Source organism: Streptomyces sp. NPDC002730 (assembly GCF_042888805.1).
GTDB lineage: Bacteria > Actinomycetota > Actinomycetes > Streptomycetales > Streptomycetaceae > Streptomyces.
Genome location: NZ_JBIAQG010000005.1, coordinates 335912 through 355202, shown reverse-complemented (window position 1 = coordinate 355202; position 19291 = coordinate 335912). Strand labels below are relative to the sequence as shown.

Below are 19291 nucleotides of genomic sequence, written 5' to 3'. Positions count from 1 at the left end.
CGGGCAATCCGGCCCTACGGAGCATCGGGGGATGCACATGAACAGCGCTCCGCACCTGCTGACCGAGGATCGTGCCGAGTACGAGCGAATCCTCGATGACGCGCTGCGCAACGCCCATGACCGTCCGGATCTCGCCGCCGTGGGGCAGCGCCTGAACACCGAGCAACTCCGCACCATGGCCCTGAACGCGACAGCGCTCATCACCACAGCGGCCGCAGCCGAGTACGAGCACTATGTGAAGGTCCGCGAGGATCTGCGCGCGCCCACGGCCGCCGCGTCCGTGCACAATTCCGTGCTGGCCCCGGCCGCGGGCGAGGCAGACGAGAGCGGCGCCGGATTCGCCGCCGTCATCGCCGTACTGGCGCCGGTGCTCGCGGGAACGGCTGCGGCGATCTTTCTGCTGGTCGGCTACATCCTGAAGATGCTCAGCCCCACGCCGTCCTTCGCGGAGAGCCTGCTCACCGCCGGGTGGTTCTTCGGCGCGGTAACGGCGGCCGGAATCCTGGTCGCCGCGGTCGCACTGCTGCTCACCGCTCTGCGCAACGGCGCGACCCAGGTCCCGGCCGAAGAGTCGGCGGGCGAGCCGGACGAGGTGGCCCGCGCCAGGGAGGCCTGGCGTCATGCAGTGCTGGAACGCGGCCTGCTGCCGTTTCTGCGGGCAGCGCTGGCCGATCCCAGCGCCGACCCGTCGTCCGCGGACCCGCCGCGCCATGTGAGCCGTATCCCGAAGGTCGGCTACAGCGGCCCGGACTACTCCAGCCCGAGCGAGGGCTCGACGACGGGCCAGAGACCCACCTTCACCAGTCCGGACTTCACCAGTCCGGACTTCGGCGGCCCCGAGCACCAGCCGGAGTGACCCAGGCCGGCGCCCGTGGCCGGGAGTTCACTCGGCGATCGGCAGATAGACCCGGTTGCCGGCCGCGGCGAACTCCTTGGACTTCTCGTCCATGCCCGCCGCGATCTCCTCCTGCAAGGCGCCGTGCTGCCGCCGGATGTCCTGGGAGATCTTCATCGAGCAGAACTTCGGACCGCACATCGAGCAGAAGTGCGCGGTCTTCGCCGGCTCGGCCGGCAGCGTCTCGTCGTGGAACTCCCGTGCCGTGTCCGGGTCGAGGGCCAGATTGAACTGGTCCTCCCACCGGAACTCGAAGCGCGCGTCGGAGAGCGCGTCGTCCCACTCCTGCGCTCCCGGATGGCCCTTCGCGAGGTCCGCCGCATGCGCCGCGATCTTGTAGGTGATGACACCGGTCTTCACATCGTCACGGTCCGGCAGGCCCAAGTGCTCCTTGGGCGTGACGTAGCAGAGCATCGCCGTTCCCCACCAGGCGATCATCGCGGCGCCGATACCGGAGGTGATGTGGTCGTACGCGGGCGCGACGTCCGTCGTCAGCGGGCCGAGCGTGTAGAAGGGGGCCTCCTCGCAGATCTCCTGCTGAAGGTCGATGTTCTCCTTGATCTTGTGCATCGGGACATGGCCCGGGCCCTCGATCATCGTCTGCACGTTGTGGCGCTTGGCGATGGTGTTGAGCTCGCCGAGCGTACGCAGCTCCGCGAACTGCGCCTCGTCATTGGCGTCCGCGATCGAGCCGGGGCGCAGTCCGTCGCCGAGGGAGTACGTCACGTCGTAGGAGGCGAGGATCTCGCAGAGCTCCTCGAAGTTCTCGTACAGGAACGATTCCTTGTGGTGCGCCAGACACCAGGCCGCCATGATCGAGCCACCGCGGGAGACGATGCCTGTCTTGCGGCGGGCGGTGAGCGGCACGTACCGCAGCAGCACGCCCGCGTGGACGGTCATGTAGTCGACGCCCTGCTCGGCCTGCTCGATGACCGTGTCCTTGTAGACCTCCCAGGTCAGCTCCTCGGCCTTGCCGTCGACCTTCTCGAGCGCCTGGTAGAGCGGCACGGTGCCGATCGGGACCGGGGAGTTGCGCAGCACCCACTCGCGGGTGGTGTGGATGTTGCGGCCGGTGGAAAGGTCCATGACCGTGTCCGCGCCCCACTTGGTGGCCCAGGTCATCTTGTCCACCTCCTCCTCGATGGAGGAGGTGACCGCGGAGTTGCCGATGTTGGCGTTGACCTTCACCAGGAATCGCTTGCCGATGATCATCGGCTCGATCTCGGGGTGGTTGACGTTGGCGGGCAGGACGGCCCGGCCCGCCGCGATCTCTTCACGGACGACCTCGGCGGAGACGTTCTCACGGATCGCGACGTACTCCATCTCCGGGGTGATCTCACCGCGGCGTGCGTACGCGAGCTGTGTCACCGCCTGGCCGTCGCGGCCCCGGCGGGGCTGGCGCGGGCGGCCGGGGAAGACGGCGTCGAGGTTGCGCAGTCCCCCGCGCGGCGAGGTGTGCTTGATCCCGTCGTCCTCGGGGCGGACCGGGCGGCCCGCATACTCCTCCGTGTCGCCGCGGCCGATGATCCAGTTCTCCCGCAGCGGCGGCAGGCCGCGGCGGACGTCGGTCTCGACGGTGGGATCGGTGTACGGGCCGGACGTGTCGTACAGCGTCACGTCCTTGCCATTGGTGAGGTGCACTTGCCGGACCGGCACCCGGAGGTCGGGGCGCGAACCCTCGACGTACCCCTTGTGCCAGCCGGGCTTGCGCTCCGCCTGGTCGGCGGCAGGCGTGCGTGCATCCTGAACGGTCATGAGACCTACTCCCTACGCCGGCATTACCCGGTAACAGGTTCGGCGGTCGACGCAGCGGCTTCCGTACGATTCGTCACGACTCGTACGAAGGTCAGCGCCCTCTCAGCCCGGTGCTCCGAGCTCCCGCGTGTGCAAAGGTGCCACCACGCTAGCGTCATTTCTGGCGTGCTGAACAGTGGGCCCCTCCCGTTGTTGCGATGATCGGCCGGTGACCTCCTCGCAGCAGAAGCCCGAAGCACACGGCCATTCGCACAGCCATGGGCCGGCCGCGCCTGTCTCCAAGCACCTTCGCAAGGTCATCGCCGCGGTGCTGATTCCCTTCTCCACCGCGGTTTTGGTCGGGTTGTTCGTGCTCTGGCCGGGCGGCGCTCCCGACCATCAGCGCAGCGGTGTCGGCTTCGACCGGCAGACCGAGCAGGGCAAGGTGGTGACGGTCGAGAAGGTCAACTGCAAGGACGTGAATGCGGCGCAGGTGCCGCCGACCGGCGACACCTCCACGCCCGAGGGGCGCGAGGCGGCCAATTCCCAGCGGGGCAGCTGCGCGAAGGCGACGATCGAGGTCACCAGCGGTAAGGACAAGGGCCGTACCTTCACCGAGATCGTCCAGCCGGACGCTCCACGGCAGTTGAGCAAGGGCCAGGGGGTGGTGGTGGCGTACGCGCCCGATGCGCCCCGCGATCTTCAGTACTCCGTGACCGATGTGGACCGGAAGTTCCCGATGGTGCTGCTGGCCGGGATCTTCGCGCTCGCGGTGGTGCTGGTGGGACGGATGCGCGGTGTGATGGCGCTGATCGCGCTCGCCGCCTCGTTCGCCGTACTGACCCTGTTCATCCTGCCCGCGATCCTGCAGGGCTCAAATCCTCTGATCGTCGCGGTGATCGGGGCGAGCGCCATCATGCTGATCGCTCTCTATCTGTGCCACGGACTCACCGCACGTACGTCGGTCGCGGTCCTCGGCACGCTGATCTCGCTGCTGCTGATCGGACTGCTCGGTTCGCTCTTCATCGGCTGGGCGAGCCTGACCGGCAACACCGACGACAGCACCGGCCTGATCCATGGCCTGTTTCCGAACATCGACTTGAGCGGTCTGCTGCTGGCCAGCGTCATCATCGGTTCGCTCGGTGTGCTCGACGATGTGACAGTGACCCAGACCTCGGCGGTCTGGGAGCTGCACCAGGCGGATCCGGGCCTGGGGCCGCGCGGGCTCTACCGGGCCGCCATCCGGATCGGCCGGGACCATATCGCGTCGGTCGTGAACACGCTCGTACTCGCTTACGCGGGCGCGGCGTTGCCGCTGCTGCTGCTCTTCTCGATCGCGCAGAGCAGTGTGGGCACGGTGGCCAACAGTGAGTTGGTGGCGGTGGAGATCGTTCGGACGCTGGTGGGGTCGATCGGTCTGGTTGCTTCGGTTCCGGTGACCACCGCGCTCGCCGCGATGGTGGTGTCCGCGGACCGGCCGAGTTCGGCGGGAGCGTCAGTCGCGGTGAGCGGTCCGCCGGTGCCGCCGGTGCGGAGCGGGAAGGGCCGCCGCCGCAAGAAGTAGATCATCGGCGCTCCGGCCACCGCTCAACCGGCGTTCTCCTCGGCGAGGATGCGCCCGAGCGCCTCTTCCAGACTGCCCTCGAATTCGCCCAGTGTGCGCTCCTGCCCCAGCGGCACCAGCTTGTCGGTGCGGTCGAGGAAGCCCACCAATGGCGCCGCGCTCGACCGGAACAGCGCCCGGTCGCGGCCGACCTGGAGCCTGATGCCGACGTCGGACAGCCCTCCGGGCCCGGTCGGCGCAATGTGCACATCGCCGTCCCCGCTCGGCCCGTTGATGCCGTCGAGCAGCAACTCACGGCCGAATGCCCAGGTCACGGGGGCGTCTCCGGGTAGATGGAAGGTCATCCGCACCGCGTAGGGGTCCTCCGTCTCGTATCGGAGCTCCACCTGGATCCGGAAGGAGAGCTCCTCTGAGACAAGGAAACTCATGAGGACCTCGGCATGGACCGACTCACGCATCGTGTACCCCGCAGTGGCTGAAGCAGTGAATGAAACCTGCTGAAAACGGCCAGGATTGGCACCCCATGGCCCTCTTGACGCAATGGTGCTGGAAGCGCTGGAAGATCACAAGGAGTGATTTTTCAGATACTGATAGAGAAGGTTAGCGAACTTAGCAGCCCAGCCATACCGCTACGTATCTGTTCGATCTCAGGCAGTAATCGCTCGTCCAGGCGAAGGGAGGGAAATGGCCATCACGGCGACAGGATCCGGCCATGACCTCGATTGCGGGCCCGATGTTCACGGCGGATCTGCTCGTCGCACCGGCTCAGCCGACGCCGACCAAGGGCACCGGTCGCTCTACCAGTCGCTGCTCGAACTCGAGGACGCCATGAACTTCCGTACGACAAAGATGAGTCCGCCGACGAGAGCGACGAAGACCAGAGCCTTGAAGAGCAGCCCGATCACAAAGCCGACGACACTGGCAATCAGCCCACCGAACACAACAAGGGCGATAACGGGCACAGCAACCCACTTCACCCACCACGGCATCCCCGCGAACATCTCTCGCACAGCCATCGTCCTTACCTCGTTTCTCTGAGTTCCTGGCTTCGATGCTAGGCGGGAGAGAGGGGCAACGGGGGCTCGCAGGCCCTTGAACTCCCCTGACCGAACCCCTAGGGACAGGACAGGGTCCCGCTCAGCTCTCAGGCGGAGAGAAGACCACCATGACCCGCAGATCCTCGGTGATGTGGTGGAACTTGTGCGCCACTCCGGCCGGGACATAGACCACGCTGCCCCGTCCGACTTGCGTCGTTTCCATCCCGACGGTGATGGCGGCCCGGCCACTGACGACGAAGTACACCTCGTCCTGGCGGTGGGGCAGCTGCGGGTCGAGCTCGCCTGCGTCCAGTGCGTACAGGCCGACCGACATGTTCCGTTCGCGCAGGAACTGCAGATACGCACCGTCATTGGCGGCGCGCTCCGCCTCCAACTCGTCCAGTCGGAATGCCTTCATCGTCCGTCCGCCCCTGCCTTGGTCCGATCACGTCTGCCACGATCAGACACATGAAGAATTTCGTAGTCAAGACGATCGCCAACGCGGCAGCCCTGCTCGTCGCGATCTGGCTGCTGCAGGACATCACCCTGACCGGTGACAGCACCGGCAGGAAGGCATGGACGCTGGTTCTGGTGGCCCTGCTCTTCGGGCTGGTCAATTTCCTTGTCAAGCCGGTGGTGAAGCTGCTCACGTTGCCGCTGTTCATCCTCACGCTGGGGCTGATCACGCTGGTGATCAATGCCCTGATGCTGCTACTGACCTCTTGGCTGGCCGACCAGTTCGATCTGAACTTCCATGTCGAGGGCTTCTGGACGGCCGTGCTCGGCGGCCTGATCATCTCCGTCGTTTCATGGGCGATGAATGTCGCCCTGCCCGACAAGGACTGAGTACCGCGTGAATTCTGCGTATCGCATCTGTTTTGTCTGCACCGGCAACATCTGCCGCTCGCCCATGGCCGAGTCCGTCTTCCGCGCGCGAGTGGCGGACGCCGGACTCGACCGGGTGGTGGAGGTGGACAGTGCCGGCACGGACGGCTGGCACGAGGGCGACGGTGCCGACCGGCGCACCGTCGCCGTGCTGGAGGCAGGCGGCTACGAGTCCAGGCACAGCGCGCGCCAGTTCCGCGCCGCCTGGTTCCCGCTCCTCGATCTGGTGATCGCGCTGGACGAGGGGCATCTGCGGGAGCTGCGGCGGCTCGCGCCGACAGCCGCGGACGCCGCGAAGGTACGTCTGCTGCGGGCGTACGATCCATCGGCCGTCGCGGATCTGGATGTTCCGGATCCGTACTACGGCGGCATGGACGGCTTCGAGGAGTGCCTGAACATGGTGGAGGCGGCCAGCGAGGGCCTGCTCGACGCGGTACGGACAGCTGTCGAGGAGCGAGCTGCATGAGCGCGGGACATGAGACCTCCCCACTGAAGACAGGGGATGGCACCAGGGCGGTACGGGCGGGGCTGCCCGAGCCGGTGAAGTACGAACCCACCCTGCCGGGTCCGGTCTTCGCGGCCCACTTCCATCTGCCGGGCGAAGCCACCGGGCCATACACCTACGGCCGTGACACCAACCCGACCTGGACGCATCTCGAGCGGGCGATCGGCGAGCTGGAGGCACCGGGGGAGTCCGTCGAGACCGTGACCTTCGCCTCGGGCATGGCAGCGGTCTCGGCCGTGCTCTTCTCACAGCTCAAGGCCGGTGACGCAGTGGTGCTGCCGGTCGACGGCTATCAGGCGCTGCCGCTGGTGCGCGAGCGGCTCGAGGCGTACGGCGTCGAGGTGCGCACCGCGCCGACCGGCGACGACGCACAGCTGTCCGTCCTGGACGGCGCCCGGCTGCTGTGGATCGAGACACCGTCCAATCCGGGGCTCGATGTGTGCGATGTGCGGCGGCTCGCGGAGGCGGCGCACACGGCCGGCGCTCTGGTCGCGGTCGACAACACCCTGGCGACGCCGCTCGGCCAGCGCCCGCTGGAGCTGGGCGCCGACTTCTCGGTGGCCAGCGACACCAAGGGCATGACAGGCCACGGCGACATCCTGCTCGGCCATGTGACCTGCCGTGATACGGAGTTGGCCGCGGGTGTACGGCAGTGGCGCAAGGTCGTAGGAGCGATCCCGGGCCCGATGGAAGCGTGGCTCGCGCACCGCTCGCTGGCCACGCTGCAGCTGCGGATCGAGCGGCAGTGCGCGAACGCGCTGGCGCTCGCGGAGGCGCTGAGCGGGCGTGGCGAGGTGACCGGTCTGCGCTATCCGGGCCTGGCGACGGACCCTTCGCACAAGACAGCTTCGCTGCAGATGCGGCGCTTCGGCTGTGTGGTCTCGTTCGTCCTGCCGGACCGCGGCCACGCGGAACGCTTCATGGACAGTCTGCGGCTGGTGGACGACGCGACGAGCTTCGGTGGCGTGCGCTCCACCGCGGAACGGCGCGGACGCTGGGGCGGCGACGCCGTACCGGATGGCTTCATCCGCTTCTCGGCGGGCGCAGAGGACGCCGAGGACCTGGTGGCAGATGTGCTGCGGGCACTGGACGAGGCGCTGGACGAGGCGGCGGACTCAACTCCGTAGGCCGGGGCCGTAGCACAGGGGCCGGGGGCGTACGCCGGTGTACGTCGGCGCGCTGAGCGGCTGTACGTACAACGGGCGGCCCGAGCCTCCCCCCTCATGGCTCGGGCCGCCCTCGGTTCCACGCGTCAAGAACCGCGTGACCAAGGCTAGTTGACTCTGTGTCAGTGTCCAATCACAGTAGCGACAGCGACCTATCGACTTATTTATAGTTGGCCGGGTCCGCGGGCATTGCCCGTTGGGCGCAGTCAGGCCGCATCGTCGGGCGCGTATCGTCGGGTCGGGAGGGCATGGCATGGATCTGGCCCTGTTACGCACATTCGTCACGGTGCACCGGGCCGGCTCATTCACCCGCGCCGCGGCGCTGCTCGGCCTCTCCCAGCCCGCGGTGACCGGCCAGATCCGCACGTTGGAGCGGCAGCTTGGCCGCCCGCTGTTCCTGCGCCAGGCGCGCGGAGTGACTCCCACGACCATCGGCGACGAGCTCGCGCACCGGGCCGCGCCGCATCTGGACGCCTTGGTGGAGATCGCCGAGACCGGGCTCGACGAGGAGGCGGGCGTACGGACCCTGCATCTCGCCGGTCTCCCGGAGTTCACCTCGCTGCGCGCCCTGCCCGCGCTCACCCCGCTGATCTCCCGGGGACTGGCGCTGCGCGCCTCGTTCGGGAACTCCGAAGAAACACTGGAGGGGCTGGCCGCCGGACACCACGATCTGGCCATCACCACGGCCCGTCCACGCGGCGGGCTGCTCACCGCGACTCCGCTCTGCGACGAGGAACACGTACTCGTCGCCTCGCCGCGCTGGGCGGCGCGGCTGGGGCCCGGCGTCCTGCGCAAGGGGCATGTGGTGCTCGAGCAGCTTCCGGTCGTGGAGGTGCACGAGTCCCTGCCGCTGGTCTCGCGCTACTGGTCCGCCGTCTTCGACTCCCGGCCGGCCGCCGCGGGCGCCGTCATCGCGCCCGATCTTCGGGCGGTCCTGGAGGCCGCGGCCTCGGGCGCCGGGCTCGCCGTGCTGCCGCGCTATCTGTGCGAGGACGCCTTGCAGCGCGGCCGGGTGGTGGCGCTGCTCGACCCTCCGGTGCCCCCGCTGCGTACGTACTTTCTGGTCGTACGCACCGGCACACTCGCCCTTCCGCACATCGCGCGGGCGCACGAGTGGCTGCTGCGCGCGGCCGTCGACTGGTGACCGCAGGGCGGACAAGAGTTTCAGAACGGGTGGAGTGGGCCACTCTCTTGCCATGACCGAACGACCTGTGGTCAAGCGCACCGCACGCGCCATCCTGCTGGACGGCAGCGACCTCGTGCTGATCAAGCGCACCAAGCCCGGAGTGGATCCTTACTGGCTCACGCCCGGTGGCGGGGTCGAGCCCGAGGACGCCACCGTCGTCGACGCGCTCCACCGGGAGGTGGACGAAGAGCTCGGCGCCAAGATCACCGATGTGGTGCCCTGCTTCGTCGACACTGTCGAACACATCGCGGACGGCGGTGTGACGGGGGTGAAGGTGCAGCACTTCTTCGTCTGCCGACTGGAGTCCATGGACCCGGCGCGGCGGCACGGCCCGGAGATCGACGAGCCCTGCGGGGAGTACGAGATCGTACGGGTGCCGTTCAGCCGGGTCGGAATCGCGGCCGTCCATCTCGTACCGCTGTCACTGCGGCACTACCTGGACGGCAATATCGAGGGCGTACGCGCGATGCACGCACCCGACCTGGGTTAGTAGGCCACCCAGCACGCCGCTAGTCGCCGGCCGCCACGAGTTCTTCGAGGGAGTCGTGGCGGATCCGGTCGGACGGGATGCCGATGCCGCGCAGCGCGTTGACACTGCTGCGGATCATTCCGGGCGGTCCGGAGAGATAGGCGTCGTACTCGTACCACGGGCCGTACTCCCGTACGGCGTCCGGGAACTGCGACCGGCCGTCGACCACCGGGCGGACCGAGAGCCAGGGGTGCGTCTGCTGGAGCCGCAGCATCGTGTCGATGTCGTAGAGGTCGAAATCGGTGCGCGCTCCGTAGAAGACCTGTACCGGACGCCGCTCGCCGTGCTCGGCGACATCCTCGACGAGCGCCTTGATGGGGGCGATACCGGTACCGCCGCCCAGACAGAGCAGACCGTTGTCGGTGGTGTGGTCGACGGTCATCGAGCCGGCGGGCGGCCCGAGGCGCAGAATGTCCCCGGGGCGGGCGTGGTGGACCAGGGCGTTGGAGACCCAGCCGGCTGGGACCGCCTTGACATGGAACGAGAGCAGACCGTCGGAGCGAGGCGCTCCGGCGAAGGAATAGTGCCGCCAGATCCGCGGCCACCAGGGCGTTTCCACGCTTGTGTACTGGCCGGCCAGGAAGGCGTACGGCTGGTCGGGGCGAACGGTGATGATCGCGATGTCAGGAGTTCTGAGGTCGTGCGACACCACCTCGCCGTGCCACCAGGCGGGAGCGTGCCGCTCGTTCTCGGAGGCCGCGTCGATCATGATCTGGGAGATCGTGATGTACGTACGGACCCAGGCGGCCTCGGTCTCCTCGTCCCAGGTCGTCGTGGCGTACCGGGTCAGCGCGCCGATCAGCGCTTCTCCGACGGCCGGGTAGTGCGCGGCCTGGGTGCCGTACTTGCGGTGGCCGCGGCCCAGGTGCTGGAGGTAGTCGGTGAGCACGGCCGCGTTGTCCATGTGATCGGCGGCGGTGAGCAGGGCTTTGAGGAGCCGGTCACGCTGGGCGTCCATGGCGGCGGGGAAGAGGCCACGCAGCTCGGGATGGCGGACGAAGAGCAGGGCGTAGAAGTACGAGGTGACCTTGTCGGCGACGGGCGCGATCTCCGCCATGGTGCGGCGGATGAGAATGGCGTCGGGGGAAGCGGGGTCCGCGGGGGCGGCGGGTGGTGGTTCATGAGGGGTGGGGGCCTCGTGGCGGCCGGGGGCCTCGTGGACTGCGTGGGCCTCACGGGCCTCATGAGCGTTGTCGATCGGGGGGCGCTCGTCCGGGGCGCGCTCGATCGGGTCGTGCTCGATCGGGAGGTCGTCGACGGGGACCTCGTCGAGAGCAGTCTCATCGAGCGGGGCGTCGGCCATGGGGGCGGCGGCAGCGGCCACATGGGCTGCCTGAGTATCAGCCGCGGGCGACGGGGCGGTACGGGACGGACCGGAGCCCACCGGGCGTATGGAGGCGACGGGGCGCCGCGGGGCGACTATTCGCTCCTGCCCGCCATCACCCGCAGACGCCCCCTCACCGGGGGCGGGAGTGGGGGCGGCCCGGCCCTGGGCCGGCTGCTTACGAGGGGTGAACCATCCGCCTCCGCCGCTGTCGCCTGCAGTGCCGTTGTCGGCCGACGTGGTGGTCGGAGCGTCCATTGTCTGCCTCGCCTCGAACATCTTTCGGTCGGTCCACGCACTTCCGCTGGTCCGGAACGTGCCTCAATTCCCCGTTCTGCCTCAAGACTGCTGCCGGCCCACACTAACCTCGGCCACGCGCCGATTAGGGAGAAGTAAGCCCGGATTGTGACATTGACCGCAGCGCCCGTCGTCGCAGCATGCCAGGCGGCGGGACCGCATTGGACAAAGAGCGGAAAGTCCGGGCATCCGAACCCGCTTTCCCGTTAGGCTCCAATGCCCCCATGTCCCTGTGCCGGGTCTCCCGGACCCCCGGAGCTGCTGAACTATCTGCGAAATCGCACCAGTTCATAGGCCTCGCGCAGATCGCCCCCCATATAGGTGTGTGTAGCCAGACCCGACAGATGGTGGTCGGCATTCACCGCCACCGTTGTGGGCACCGACGCGAAGATCTCCGCGTCGGACATGGAATCACCGTATGCAACACATGCGTCCAGACCAACCCCGAAGTCTGCACAAAGCCGATCAGCGATCTTCACTTTCGCGGCCGCGTTGAGAATGCCAGCGGGGTCCACGGGCCGGGTGAAGGGCAGCTCGGGAAAGAGTGAGCCGTGCGCCGCATGAGCTCCCCAGCCCAGCAGCCGCTCCACGAAGAAGGAGGGAGAGAGCGAAATGACGGCGCAGTAGTCGCCGCCTTTACGGATCTCCCGCCACACCTCCTGGATACCGTCGAGCCAGGGCGCCGTCTCAAAAGCGGCCGCCACATGCGCCTCGGTGAGATCGGCCCACAGAGCGTGCACACGCACCGCATACTCCGGCGGGCCGATCCTGCGGGCGATGATGTCCCGCTCCAACTCGCCGATCTCTTCCAGCAGCCCCAGCTGCCGGGATATCTCCACGGGCGCCGCCGATCCGCGGATCAGTGTGCCGTCGAGATCGAATATGTGCAGCCTGCGTGTTCTCTCCATGTACGCCGAGGCTAGTACTCGCGATTACTCCCGCTGTCAGACGCGATGGTCCGGCCCACCCGGCACCGTGTTTCACGTGAAACCACTCAGGCGCCCCACTCGCCGGGCCCTCCTCGTCGTCCATGTCGCCGCATCCGCCGGCTGGCTCGGGCTCACGCTCGGTCTGCTCGCGCTTGCCGTCACCGCCGCCACCACCGAGTCGGGGCCGATGATCGAGGCCACGTGCCGCTCGATGAAGGTCTTCACGGACTGGCTGGTGATTCCGGTCGCGATGCTGACCCTGATCAGTGGTCTGCTGCTGTCGCTCCGCACCAAATGGGGCCTTGCCAGACACCGCTGGGTCTATACGAAGTTCTGGCTGACCCTCGTCACCATCACCGCATCACTCTTCGCTCTGCGCCCTGGGGTCAACAACGCGGTCGACACCATCTCGTCCGGCACTCCCTTGGCCGAGCCGCTCGACCTGGTGATGGGCCCGGCCGTCTCCCTGACCACATACGTCTTCATGACCGTCATCTCCGTCCTCAAGCCGTGGGGTCTCACGCGGCGCGGCCGGCGGTCGCGCGTCTCGGCCACTTCACCGAAAGCACTGGACGAACGATCACCGCGTCAGACAGCCTGACCTCTATGTCGACACCGCTCTCCGAGCTGCCCATTCGCCGTCTGACCACGGATGACCTCATTTCCTGCGCCGATCTGTCCGAGGACCGCGGCTGGCCTCGCGAGGAGCACAAATGGGGCCTGCTGCTGACGGCAGGGACGGGGTTCGGCATCGACGACCCGGCGGGCAAGGGACTGATGACCGCCTGCGTACTGACTTCGTACGGCCCTGGGCTCGCCGCGATCGGGATGGTGCTCGTCGCCGAACGGTTCGCCCGCCAGGGCGTCGGACGGCGCCTGATGAAGCATGTGCTCGAGGTGACCGGGGAGACCCCGGTCACCCTGCACGCCACCTCGAACGGACAGCCGCTCTACGAGGAGCTGGGCTTCATGAACACTGGCCGCGTCGAAATGGTCCGCGGCCGCTTCCATGCCTCGGGCCCGGCCGCCGAAGTGTTCACCCGCCCGGCGACCGCCGAGGACCTCCCGGCCGTCCTCCGCCTCGACACCGAGGTCTTCGGCCTGGACCGCACCCATATGATCACGCGCCTGCCCGCCTTCGCGGACCAGCTCCGGGTGGCGGAGGAGGACGGCGTCCTGACGGGCTACGCGGCGGCCTGGCCGAACATGGAGACTCAGGTCGTCGGACCACTGATCGCCCGGGACACGGAGACGGCGCAGGCGCTGATCGCCTCGCTGGCGACGGGCACGGACCGGCCGCTCCGTACGGATATCGACGTACGCCATGAGGAGCTGCTCACCTGGGTGAAGGAGCACGGCCTGGAGCCGATCGCCTTCAACGCGGTGATGACGTACGGCATCCCGGGCCTCCCGGGCGACTGGACCCGCCGCTTTGCACCTTTGACGGTCGCGGCGGGCTAGCCGGTCGGGCAGATCCACCTTCAGCGGTGGGCTGCGGTGGCCAGCGCCGCGTCGGGGCTGGAGGCAGCGATGACCTGGCTGATGTCGGTGTGGCGCTCGAGACGGCGTGAGAGGACGGCGAGGGCGAGAGCCGAGGCGGCGAGGGCGGCGCCGACCCAGTTGGGGGCGGTGTAACCGAGGCCGGCCGCGATGACGATGCCGCCCAGCCAGGCCGAGAGCGCGTTGCCGAGGTTGAAGGCGCCGATGTTGACGGCAGAGGCCAGCGTGGGGGCTCCGGCAGCCTGGTCCAGGACCCGCTTCTGCAAGGGCGGGACGGTCGCGAATCCCAGGGCACCGATCAGCACGATGGTCACGGCCGCCGCGATCTTGTTGTGGGCGGTGAGCGTGAACAGGGCGAGCACGGCCGCAAGGGAACCCAGCGACACATACAGCATCGGCATCAGGGCACGGTCCGCGAACTTGCCGCCGACGAGGTTGCCACCGACCATGCCGAGGCCGAAGAGGACGAGCAGCCAGGTGACGGAGCCATCGGCGAAGCCGGTGACCTCGGTCATCATCGGCGTGATGTAGGTGATGGCGGCGAAGACTCCGCCGAAGCCGAGGACCGTCATCGCCATGGCGAGCAGCACCTGCGCATTGCGGAAGGCGGCCAGCTCGTGGCGCAGCCGTACACCCTCGACCTTCGGCATGTCGGGTACGAGCTTCGCGATGCCGACGAGGCCGATGACACCGAGCCCGGCGACGATGGCGAAGGTCACCCTCCAGCCGATGCTCTGGCCTACGAAGGTGCCCAGCGGAACGCCCACGACATTGGCCACTGTCAGACCGGTGAACATCATCGCGATGGCGCCGGCCTTCTTCTCGGGGGCGACGAGATCCGCCGCGACGACCGAGCCGATGCCGAAGAACGCGCCGTGCGCCAGCGAGGCGACTACCCGGCCGGCGAGCATCACGCCGAACACCGGGGCGACCGCGGAGAGCAGGTTTCCCGCGATGAAGAGTCCCATCAGCAGCATCAGCATGCGCTTACGGGAGATCCGGGTGCCGAGGACGGTCATCAGCGGGGCGCCGAGTACGACGCCGAGCGCATAGCCGGTGACCAGGAACCCGGCTGCGGGGATCGACACCCCGAAGTCCGTGGCGACCTCGGGCAGCAACCCCATGATCACGAACTCGGTGGTGCCGATACCGAAGGCCCCAATGGCGAGGGCGAGGAGCGCGAGTGGCATGGAACAACACCTTCCGAGACGATTGCATCTGCGCCTTACGAGCGTCGACAATAATTGCAGACGCTGACTAATTGCAAGCGCGGGCTATTGCGCTCGTCGTCTATTCTGGTGAGAAGCCGCTCCGGCCCGGAGGAGGAAGACACATGACCGCGACCGATCCCGCACTCACCGCTCTCTCTCAGAGCTGGTGCGCTCTCTCCCTGCTCCACGGGAAGATCGAGGCCCATATCGAGCGCGCCCTCGAGTCCCGGCACGGCCTGAGCATGCGCGAGTACTCGCTTCTCGACGTCCTGAGCCGCCAGCACAGCGGCCCCGGCGGCCATCTGCAGATGAAGCAGGTCGCCGACGCCGTCGTCCTCAGCCAGAGCGCCACCACCCGCCTGGTCACCCGCCTCGAGGACCGCGGCCTGCTGACCCGCTATCTCTGCGACACCGACCGGCGCGGCATCTACACCGACGTCACCGAGGCCGGCCTGCAGCTGCTCGCCGAGGCGCGGCCCACCAACGACACGGCTCTGCGCGAGGCGCTCGACGAGGCAGCCAAGAACCCCGAGCTGGCTCCCCTGGTCAGGACTGTCGAGGAACTGCGGGTCCCCGCGTAGTCTGCCGATCATGAGCGATCTGGAAATACGGTCGGCGGCAGTCGAAGACATCCCGGCGATCGTGGCGATGCTCGCCGACGACCCGCTGGGCGCTCAGCGTGAATCGCCGGAGGACCTCGCCCCGTACACCGCCGCCTTCGAGCGGCTTGCCCAGGACCCGAATCAGTACCAGGCCGTCGCTGTACGCGAGGACCGGGTCGTCGGCACGCTCCAGCTCACGATCATCCCCGGTCTGTCCCGCCGCGGCTCCACCCGCTCGATCATCGAGGGCGTCCGGATCCACGCCGACGAGCGCGGCAGCGGACTCGGCACCCGGCTCATCGAATGGGCCATCGACGAATCGCGCCGCCAGGACTGTCAGTTGGTGCAGCTGACCTCGGACGTCAGCCGCACCGATGCCCGCCGCTTCTATGAGCGGCTCGGCTTCACCGCCTCCCATGTGGGGTTCAAACTCCCGCTCTGACCAAGGGAATTCATCGTGCACCGGATCAGTGACGAGCAGCGCCGCATCCGGCTCGGCCGCCGCCATCTGCTGGCCCCGTCCGTACGGGGTGACACACCGGTGGCGGTCGCCGACGCGATCGTCGCACTGCACGCCACCGACGCCTCGACCGTCTTCCTCTCCGCCTGCGCACGCCTCACCGACCCGGGCGTCCAAGCCGTGGAGCAGTCCCTGTACGAGGACGTGACGCTGGTCCGGCTGCTCTCCATGCGGCGCACGCTCTTCGCCGTCTCCGCCGAACTCGCCCCGTATGTCGATGCGTCCACCGCGCGTTTCATCGCCGCCAAGGAGCGCAGGACACTCATCAGTCATCTGGCGGAGGACGGGAACGGGCTGGACGACCAGTGGCTCGCCAAAGCCGAGGAGGCGGTCCTGGCCGCGCTCGCCGCACGCGGCGCCGCGACCGGCAGCCAGCTCTCCACCGATGTTCCGGCCCTTCGGACGAAGATCACCATCTTCCCCGGCAAGAAGTACGAGACGGTGCAGGGCGTGGCCAGCCGGGTGATCCGCGTACTCGCCGCCGACGGCCGCATCCGGCGGGACCGGCCGCGCGGCTCCTGGACCTCCAGCCAGTTCCGGTGGACGGCGAGCGAGCCATGGCCTCCGTTGCCAGCCGCCGAGGCACGGGCCGAACTGGCCAGGCGCTGGCTGCTCTCGTACGGTCCGGCCACCGAGGCCGACCTCAAATGGTGGACGGGGTGGACCCTCGGCGACGTACGCAAAGCGCTGGCCGCCGCCGGCGCCGAGGAGGTCGGCCTCGATGCGGGCATGGGCTATGTGGCGCCCGGCGACACCGTGCCCGAACCGCCCGTGGAGTCCTGGGCCGCACTGCTCCCCGCGCTCGATCCGAGTGCCATGGCCTGGGCCGACCGCGGCTTTCATCTCAGCGTCGACCATCGCGCCGCGCTCTTCGACCGCTCGGGCAATATCGGCCCCACCGTGTGGTGGAACGGAGAGATCATCGGCGGCTGGACCCAGCGCGCGGACCGGCGAGATCGTCTGGCGACTGCTGACCGACCCGGGTCGTGAGGCCGCCGCCGCGATCGAAGCGGAGGCCTCCCGACTGTCGGCGTGGGTGGGAGAGGCACGGATCACGCCCCGCTTCCGTACGCCGCTGGAGCGGGAGTTGACTGCCTGACGGCTGCCCGGGGTCAGCCTCGCGCCCGTTTCACGTGAAACATCACCTCCGTTTCACGTCCTCATCCGCTTCAGTCCACATCCGTTCTAGGCGGACATCCGTTTCAGCTCCGGAGTCCGCGCCAGCCCTCCTTGTCCACACCACCGGGCACCGCCTCGCCCGGCTCGTACGGCGCACGTGTGAAGACGAACGACCCCAGGTCGAGATGGCTCACCGACCCGTCGTCCCGCCGCACCACGCGCAATGTCTCCCCCGCGTAATAGCCGTCAAGGCCCGTCCAGGTCCCGTCCGCCTCTGCAACGAAGTCCGAACCGCGGCCGGTGCCGCGGAGCGGCTGCAGTTCCACACCACGGTCGGCGCCAAGGCGCAGACCGAAGGCGTATGTCCCCCAGTACCAGGGCCCGGTCAGCTCAAGGAGCGACTGATCAACCTCGGGCAGCGGCCGCCAGGGCTCAGGGATACGCGGCTCGGCCTCGGCCACGATCCGCACGAGATCGGCGGCGACCACCGCGGTAAGCGGCCCCGAGGTGGCATTGGCGAGCGCGACGGCGGCCACCCCGTCGTCCACGCTCACCCAGAGTCCCGCGACAAAGCCCGGCAGCGAGCCCGTGTGCCCGACCAGAGTGCGCCCGTCCCTCCGCTGGACCTGCATCCCCAGGCCGTAGGCGCTGTCCCACTCGCCCACCTCCGGCGGCACGGACGGCGTCCGCATCTCCCGCACGGACGCGGCGCTCAGCACGCGGTCGTCGCCCTCGGCAAGGAATGCGGCGAACCTGCAGAGATCGGCGGCGGTCGACCAGAGCTGTCCCGCCGGAGCCATCAGACCGAGATCCTCGGTGGGCTCGGGGAGTATCACATCGGCCCAAGGGTGCACCGCCCAGCCGCCGGCATGCGGGGCCCGAGGCTGTGCGCTTGTACGGTCCATGGCGAGCGGTTCCAGGATCTCGCGCTGCAGGACCTCCTCCCAGGACGCCCCGCGTACCGCCTCGATCAGCGAACCGAGCAGTGTATAGCCGGGGTTGGAGTAGTGGTGGCGACGGCCGACGGGATGCATCCGCGGCTGTTCACCGAGGACATCGGAGAGTTCGGGGCGGAGCGAGCCCGGCGTCCGCTCCCACCACGGCGCCGGGGATTCCGCGCCCAGGCCGGCGCTGTGGCCGAGGAGCTGAGCGACGGTCACATCCCCCACACCCGTGCCGGGGAGATGCTTCTCCAGAGGGTCGTTCAGATCCAACAGCCCCTCGTCACGCAGCCTCAGCACCAGGACGGCCGTGAAGGTCTTGGTGATCGAGCCAATGCGGTACTGGGTGTCGGCGTCCGGGGCATGTCCGTCGACCGAGCTACGGGAACCCGTCCAGACCAGGTGTCCCTCGCGCGCCACAGCGGCGACGAACGAGGGGGCGCGCCCTTCGGACTGAGCGACGGCGATGCGATGCAGAAGGGCTCGTTGCGTACCGGGGAGCAGCTCTTCAAAAGGTGAAGTCATGGGGCAGGTCTATCGCTGCCGGTCCCCCACGTCGACTTGAATACGCGGTATACGGAGGCGCGGCGCAGGCCTCTCGACACCGAAAAGGCTTGACGGGGCATCGTCGCCGCGGTCGAAGGCGCCGTCGCCATGTGCCGCTGACGCAGCACCCGCCCTCTACCAACTCCACCCCACTCGAAGCGCTGGTCAGCACAGCGATCGGCGGCTGAGCACGTCGGCCGATTTGCGAGCCAGCAGGTGGGCCCGCGGCACCTTCTCCGCATCGTCGGGCTCGCGCAGCAGTTGCCCGTGCATGACCATTCCACGTCCTCAGCCGCACCGCTCGCCGTGTGGGGCCGGTGTGTTCCCGTGCTCGGTGGTCAGTCGAGCCAGCGGCCGTCGCGCATGAGGACGCGTCCCCGCAGCTCGTTCGCCTCACGCCAGGCCTGGATGCGCCGCGGCCGGATCAGGAAGTACTGGTAGGGCTCGTGGAACTCGTGCGGGTCGAAACCGGTCTTGGCCGCGAACGCGTCGCCCGTATTGGGGGCGAGGTCGGCGATGTCCACCGGCTCGGCGGTGCCGTCGACGACAACGACGTCGCGGGTCGGCCCGAGGCTGAGTCGCACCCGGCCGTCCGCCAGCAAGTTGCGGCCGGTGACCGAGGCGCGGGGCGTCGAGATGAGGAACGCGGTCCCGTCCCAGAGGTACGAGAGCGGGATGAGGTGGACGCCGCCCGGGGAACCCGACGTCGCGACCCAGAGATCGACGTCGCTCTCCAGTTTCGCGCGAGTGTCCCGCAGCCTCTCCTCAAGTCCACGCGGCGGCGCGCCCGTCATGCTTCCT

Annotated in this window: 20 protein-coding genes, 1 pseudogene and 1 riboswitch; of the genes and pseudogenes, 12 read left to right on the top strand and 9 right to left on the bottom strand. The window is 68.4% G+C overall.

Translation table 11 applies throughout. From position 1 onward, the window contains the following. The first annotated feature begins 31 nt into the window (after window positions 1–31). Window positions 32–856: a hypothetical protein gene (locus ACFYXH_RS15295; RefSeq protein WP_389562744.1), complete on the top strand. Its 825-nt coding sequence runs from the start codon at window positions 32–34 to the stop codon at window positions 854–856. A 27-nt stretch (window positions 857–883) separates the two neighbouring features. On the opposite strand, the gene thiC is transcribed toward ACFYXH_RS15295, so the two are convergent. After that, window positions 884–2650 carry a phosphomethylpyrimidine synthase ThiC gene (thiC, locus tag ACFYXH_RS15290; protein ID WP_389562742.1) on the bottom strand — a complete coding sequence of 589 codons (1767 nt, stop codon included), beginning with the start codon at window positions 2648–2650 and terminating at the stop codon, window positions 884–886. Continuing rightward, window positions 2643–2787: riboswitch (TPP riboswitch) on the bottom strand. (Overlaps the previous gene by 8 nt.) Window positions 2788–2858: 71 nt before the next feature. On the opposite strand from thiC, the gene ACFYXH_RS15285 reads away from it, so the two are divergent. Continuing rightward, window positions 2859–4193, top strand: a complete 1335-nt coding sequence (locus ACFYXH_RS15285) for a YibE/F family protein (RefSeq protein WP_389562740.1) — start codon at window positions 2859–2861, stop codon at window positions 4191–4193. 23 nt (window positions 4194–4216) lie between these two features. Here the strand turns inward: ACFYXH_RS15285 and ACFYXH_RS15280 are convergent, their stop codons facing one another. From ACFYXH_RS15280 to ACFYXH_RS15270, 3 genes are all read right to left on the bottom strand, one after another. Further along, the gene (locus tag ACFYXH_RS15280; protein WP_389562739.1) at window positions 4217–4651 is read right to left on the bottom strand and encodes an SsgA family sporulation/cell division regulator; all 435 of its coding nucleotides are present in this window, start codon (window positions 4649–4651) and stop codon (window positions 4217–4219) included. 339 nt (window positions 4652–4990) lie between these two features. After that, the gene (locus tag ACFYXH_RS15275) at window positions 4991–5203 is read right to left on the bottom strand and encodes a DUF5326 family protein (RefSeq protein WP_385304418.1); all 213 of its coding nucleotides are present in this window, start codon (window positions 5201–5203) and stop codon (window positions 4991–4993) included. 127 nt (window positions 5204–5330) lie between these two features. After that, window positions 5331–5648 (bottom strand): cupin domain-containing protein, encoded by a 318-nt coding sequence (locus ACFYXH_RS15270; RefSeq protein ID WP_108150174.1) that lies wholly within the window; start codon window positions 5646–5648, stop codon window positions 5331–5333. 50 nt (window positions 5649–5698) lie between these two features. Here ACFYXH_RS15270 and ACFYXH_RS15265 point away from each other — a divergent pair, with 50 nt between their 5' ends. From ACFYXH_RS15265 to ACFYXH_RS15245, 5 genes are all read left to right on the top strand, one after another. Continuing rightward, on the top strand, window positions 5699–6076 hold the full coding sequence (locus ACFYXH_RS15265; protein WP_385304160.1) for a phage holin family protein: 378 nt from the start codon (window positions 5699–5701) through the stop codon (window positions 6074–6076). A 64-nt stretch (window positions 6077–6140) separates the two neighbouring features. Continuing rightward, window positions 6141–6581, top strand: coding sequence for a low molecular weight protein-tyrosine-phosphatase (locus ACFYXH_RS15260; protein WP_389563015.1), 441 nt, complete (start codon window positions 6141–6143; stop codon window positions 6579–6581). Beyond that, a complete protein-coding gene (locus ACFYXH_RS15255; RefSeq protein WP_389562736.1) occupies window positions 6578–7747 on the top strand; it encodes a cystathionine gamma-lyase in 1170 nt (389 codons plus the stop codon). Before ACFYXH_RS15260 ends, ACFYXH_RS15255 begins: the two co-directional genes overlap by 4 nt. A 292-nt stretch (window positions 7748–8039) precedes the next feature. Further along, window positions 8040–8930 carry a LysR family transcriptional regulator gene (locus ACFYXH_RS15250; RefSeq protein ID WP_327324731.1) on the top strand — a complete coding sequence of 297 codons (891 nt, stop codon included), beginning with the start codon at window positions 8040–8042 and terminating at the stop codon, window positions 8928–8930. A 52-nt stretch (window positions 8931–8982) separates the two neighbouring features. After that, entirely contained in the window at window positions 8983–9462 is a 480-nt protein-coding gene (locus ACFYXH_RS15245; RefSeq protein WP_327324732.1) for an NUDIX hydrolase, read from the top strand. 19 nt (window positions 9463–9481) lie between these two features. Here the strand turns inward: ACFYXH_RS15245 and ACFYXH_RS15240 are convergent, their stop codons facing one another. Further along, the gene (locus ACFYXH_RS15240; protein ID WP_389562734.1) at window positions 9482–11083 is read right to left on the bottom strand and encodes a globin domain-containing protein; all 1602 of its coding nucleotides are present in this window, start codon (window positions 11081–11083) and stop codon (window positions 9482–9484) included. Between the two features lie 305 nt (window positions 11084–11388). After that, the gene (locus ACFYXH_RS15235) at window positions 11389–12030 is read right to left on the bottom strand and encodes an HAD family hydrolase (RefSeq protein WP_389562732.1); all 642 of its coding nucleotides are present in this window, start codon (window positions 12028–12030) and stop codon (window positions 11389–11391) included. Between the two features lie 76 nt (window positions 12031–12106). Between ACFYXH_RS15235 and ACFYXH_RS15230 the strand changes: the two genes are divergently transcribed. Beyond that, a complete protein-coding gene (locus ACFYXH_RS15230; protein ID WP_389562730.1) occupies window positions 12107–12652 on the top strand; it encodes a DUF2269 domain-containing protein in 546 nt (181 codons plus the stop codon). Between the two features lie 5 nt (window positions 12653–12657). Then, window positions 12658–13512, top strand: coding sequence for a GNAT family N-acetyltransferase (locus ACFYXH_RS15225; RefSeq protein ID WP_389562728.1), 855 nt, complete (start codon window positions 12658–12660; stop codon window positions 13510–13512). A gap of 20 nt (window positions 13513–13532) precedes the next feature. On the opposite strand, the gene ACFYXH_RS15220 is transcribed toward ACFYXH_RS15225, so the two are convergent. After that, window positions 13533–14741, bottom strand: coding sequence for an MFS transporter (locus tag ACFYXH_RS15220; RefSeq protein WP_389562726.1), 1209 nt, complete (start codon window positions 14739–14741; stop codon window positions 13533–13535). A gap of 143 nt (window positions 14742–14884) precedes the next feature. On the opposite strand from ACFYXH_RS15220, the gene ACFYXH_RS15215 reads away from it, so the two are divergent. The 3 genes and pseudogenes from ACFYXH_RS15215 (at window position 14885) to ACFYXH_RS15205 (ending at window position 16983) form a co-directional block, all read left to right on the top strand. Beyond that, window positions 14885–15343 carry a MarR family winged helix-turn-helix transcriptional regulator gene (locus ACFYXH_RS15215; protein WP_389562724.1) on the top strand — a complete coding sequence of 153 codons (459 nt, stop codon included), beginning with the start codon at window positions 14885–14887 and terminating at the stop codon, window positions 15341–15343. 10 nt (window positions 15344–15353) lie between these two features. Next, window positions 15354–15806: a GNAT family N-acetyltransferase gene (locus ACFYXH_RS15210; protein WP_389562722.1), complete on the top strand. Its 453-nt coding sequence runs from the start codon at window positions 15354–15356 to the stop codon at window positions 15804–15806. Between the two features lie 15 nt (window positions 15807–15821). Continuing rightward, window positions 15822–16983: pseudogene (locus tag ACFYXH_RS15205) on the top strand (winged helix DNA-binding domain-containing protein). 103 nt (window positions 16984–17086) lie between these two features. On the opposite strand, the gene ACFYXH_RS15200 reads toward ACFYXH_RS15205, so the two are convergent. Next, window positions 17087–18469, bottom strand: a complete 1383-nt coding sequence (locus ACFYXH_RS15200; protein ID WP_389562720.1) for a serine hydrolase domain-containing protein — start codon at window positions 18467–18469, stop codon at window positions 17087–17089. A 359-nt stretch (window positions 18470–18828) separates the two neighbouring features. Next, window positions 18829–19284 carry a pyridoxamine 5'-phosphate oxidase family protein gene (locus tag ACFYXH_RS15195; protein ID WP_389562718.1) on the bottom strand — a complete coding sequence of 152 codons (456 nt, stop codon included), beginning with the start codon at window positions 19282–19284 and terminating at the stop codon, window positions 18829–18831. Window positions 19285–19291: the final 7 nt, after the last annotated feature.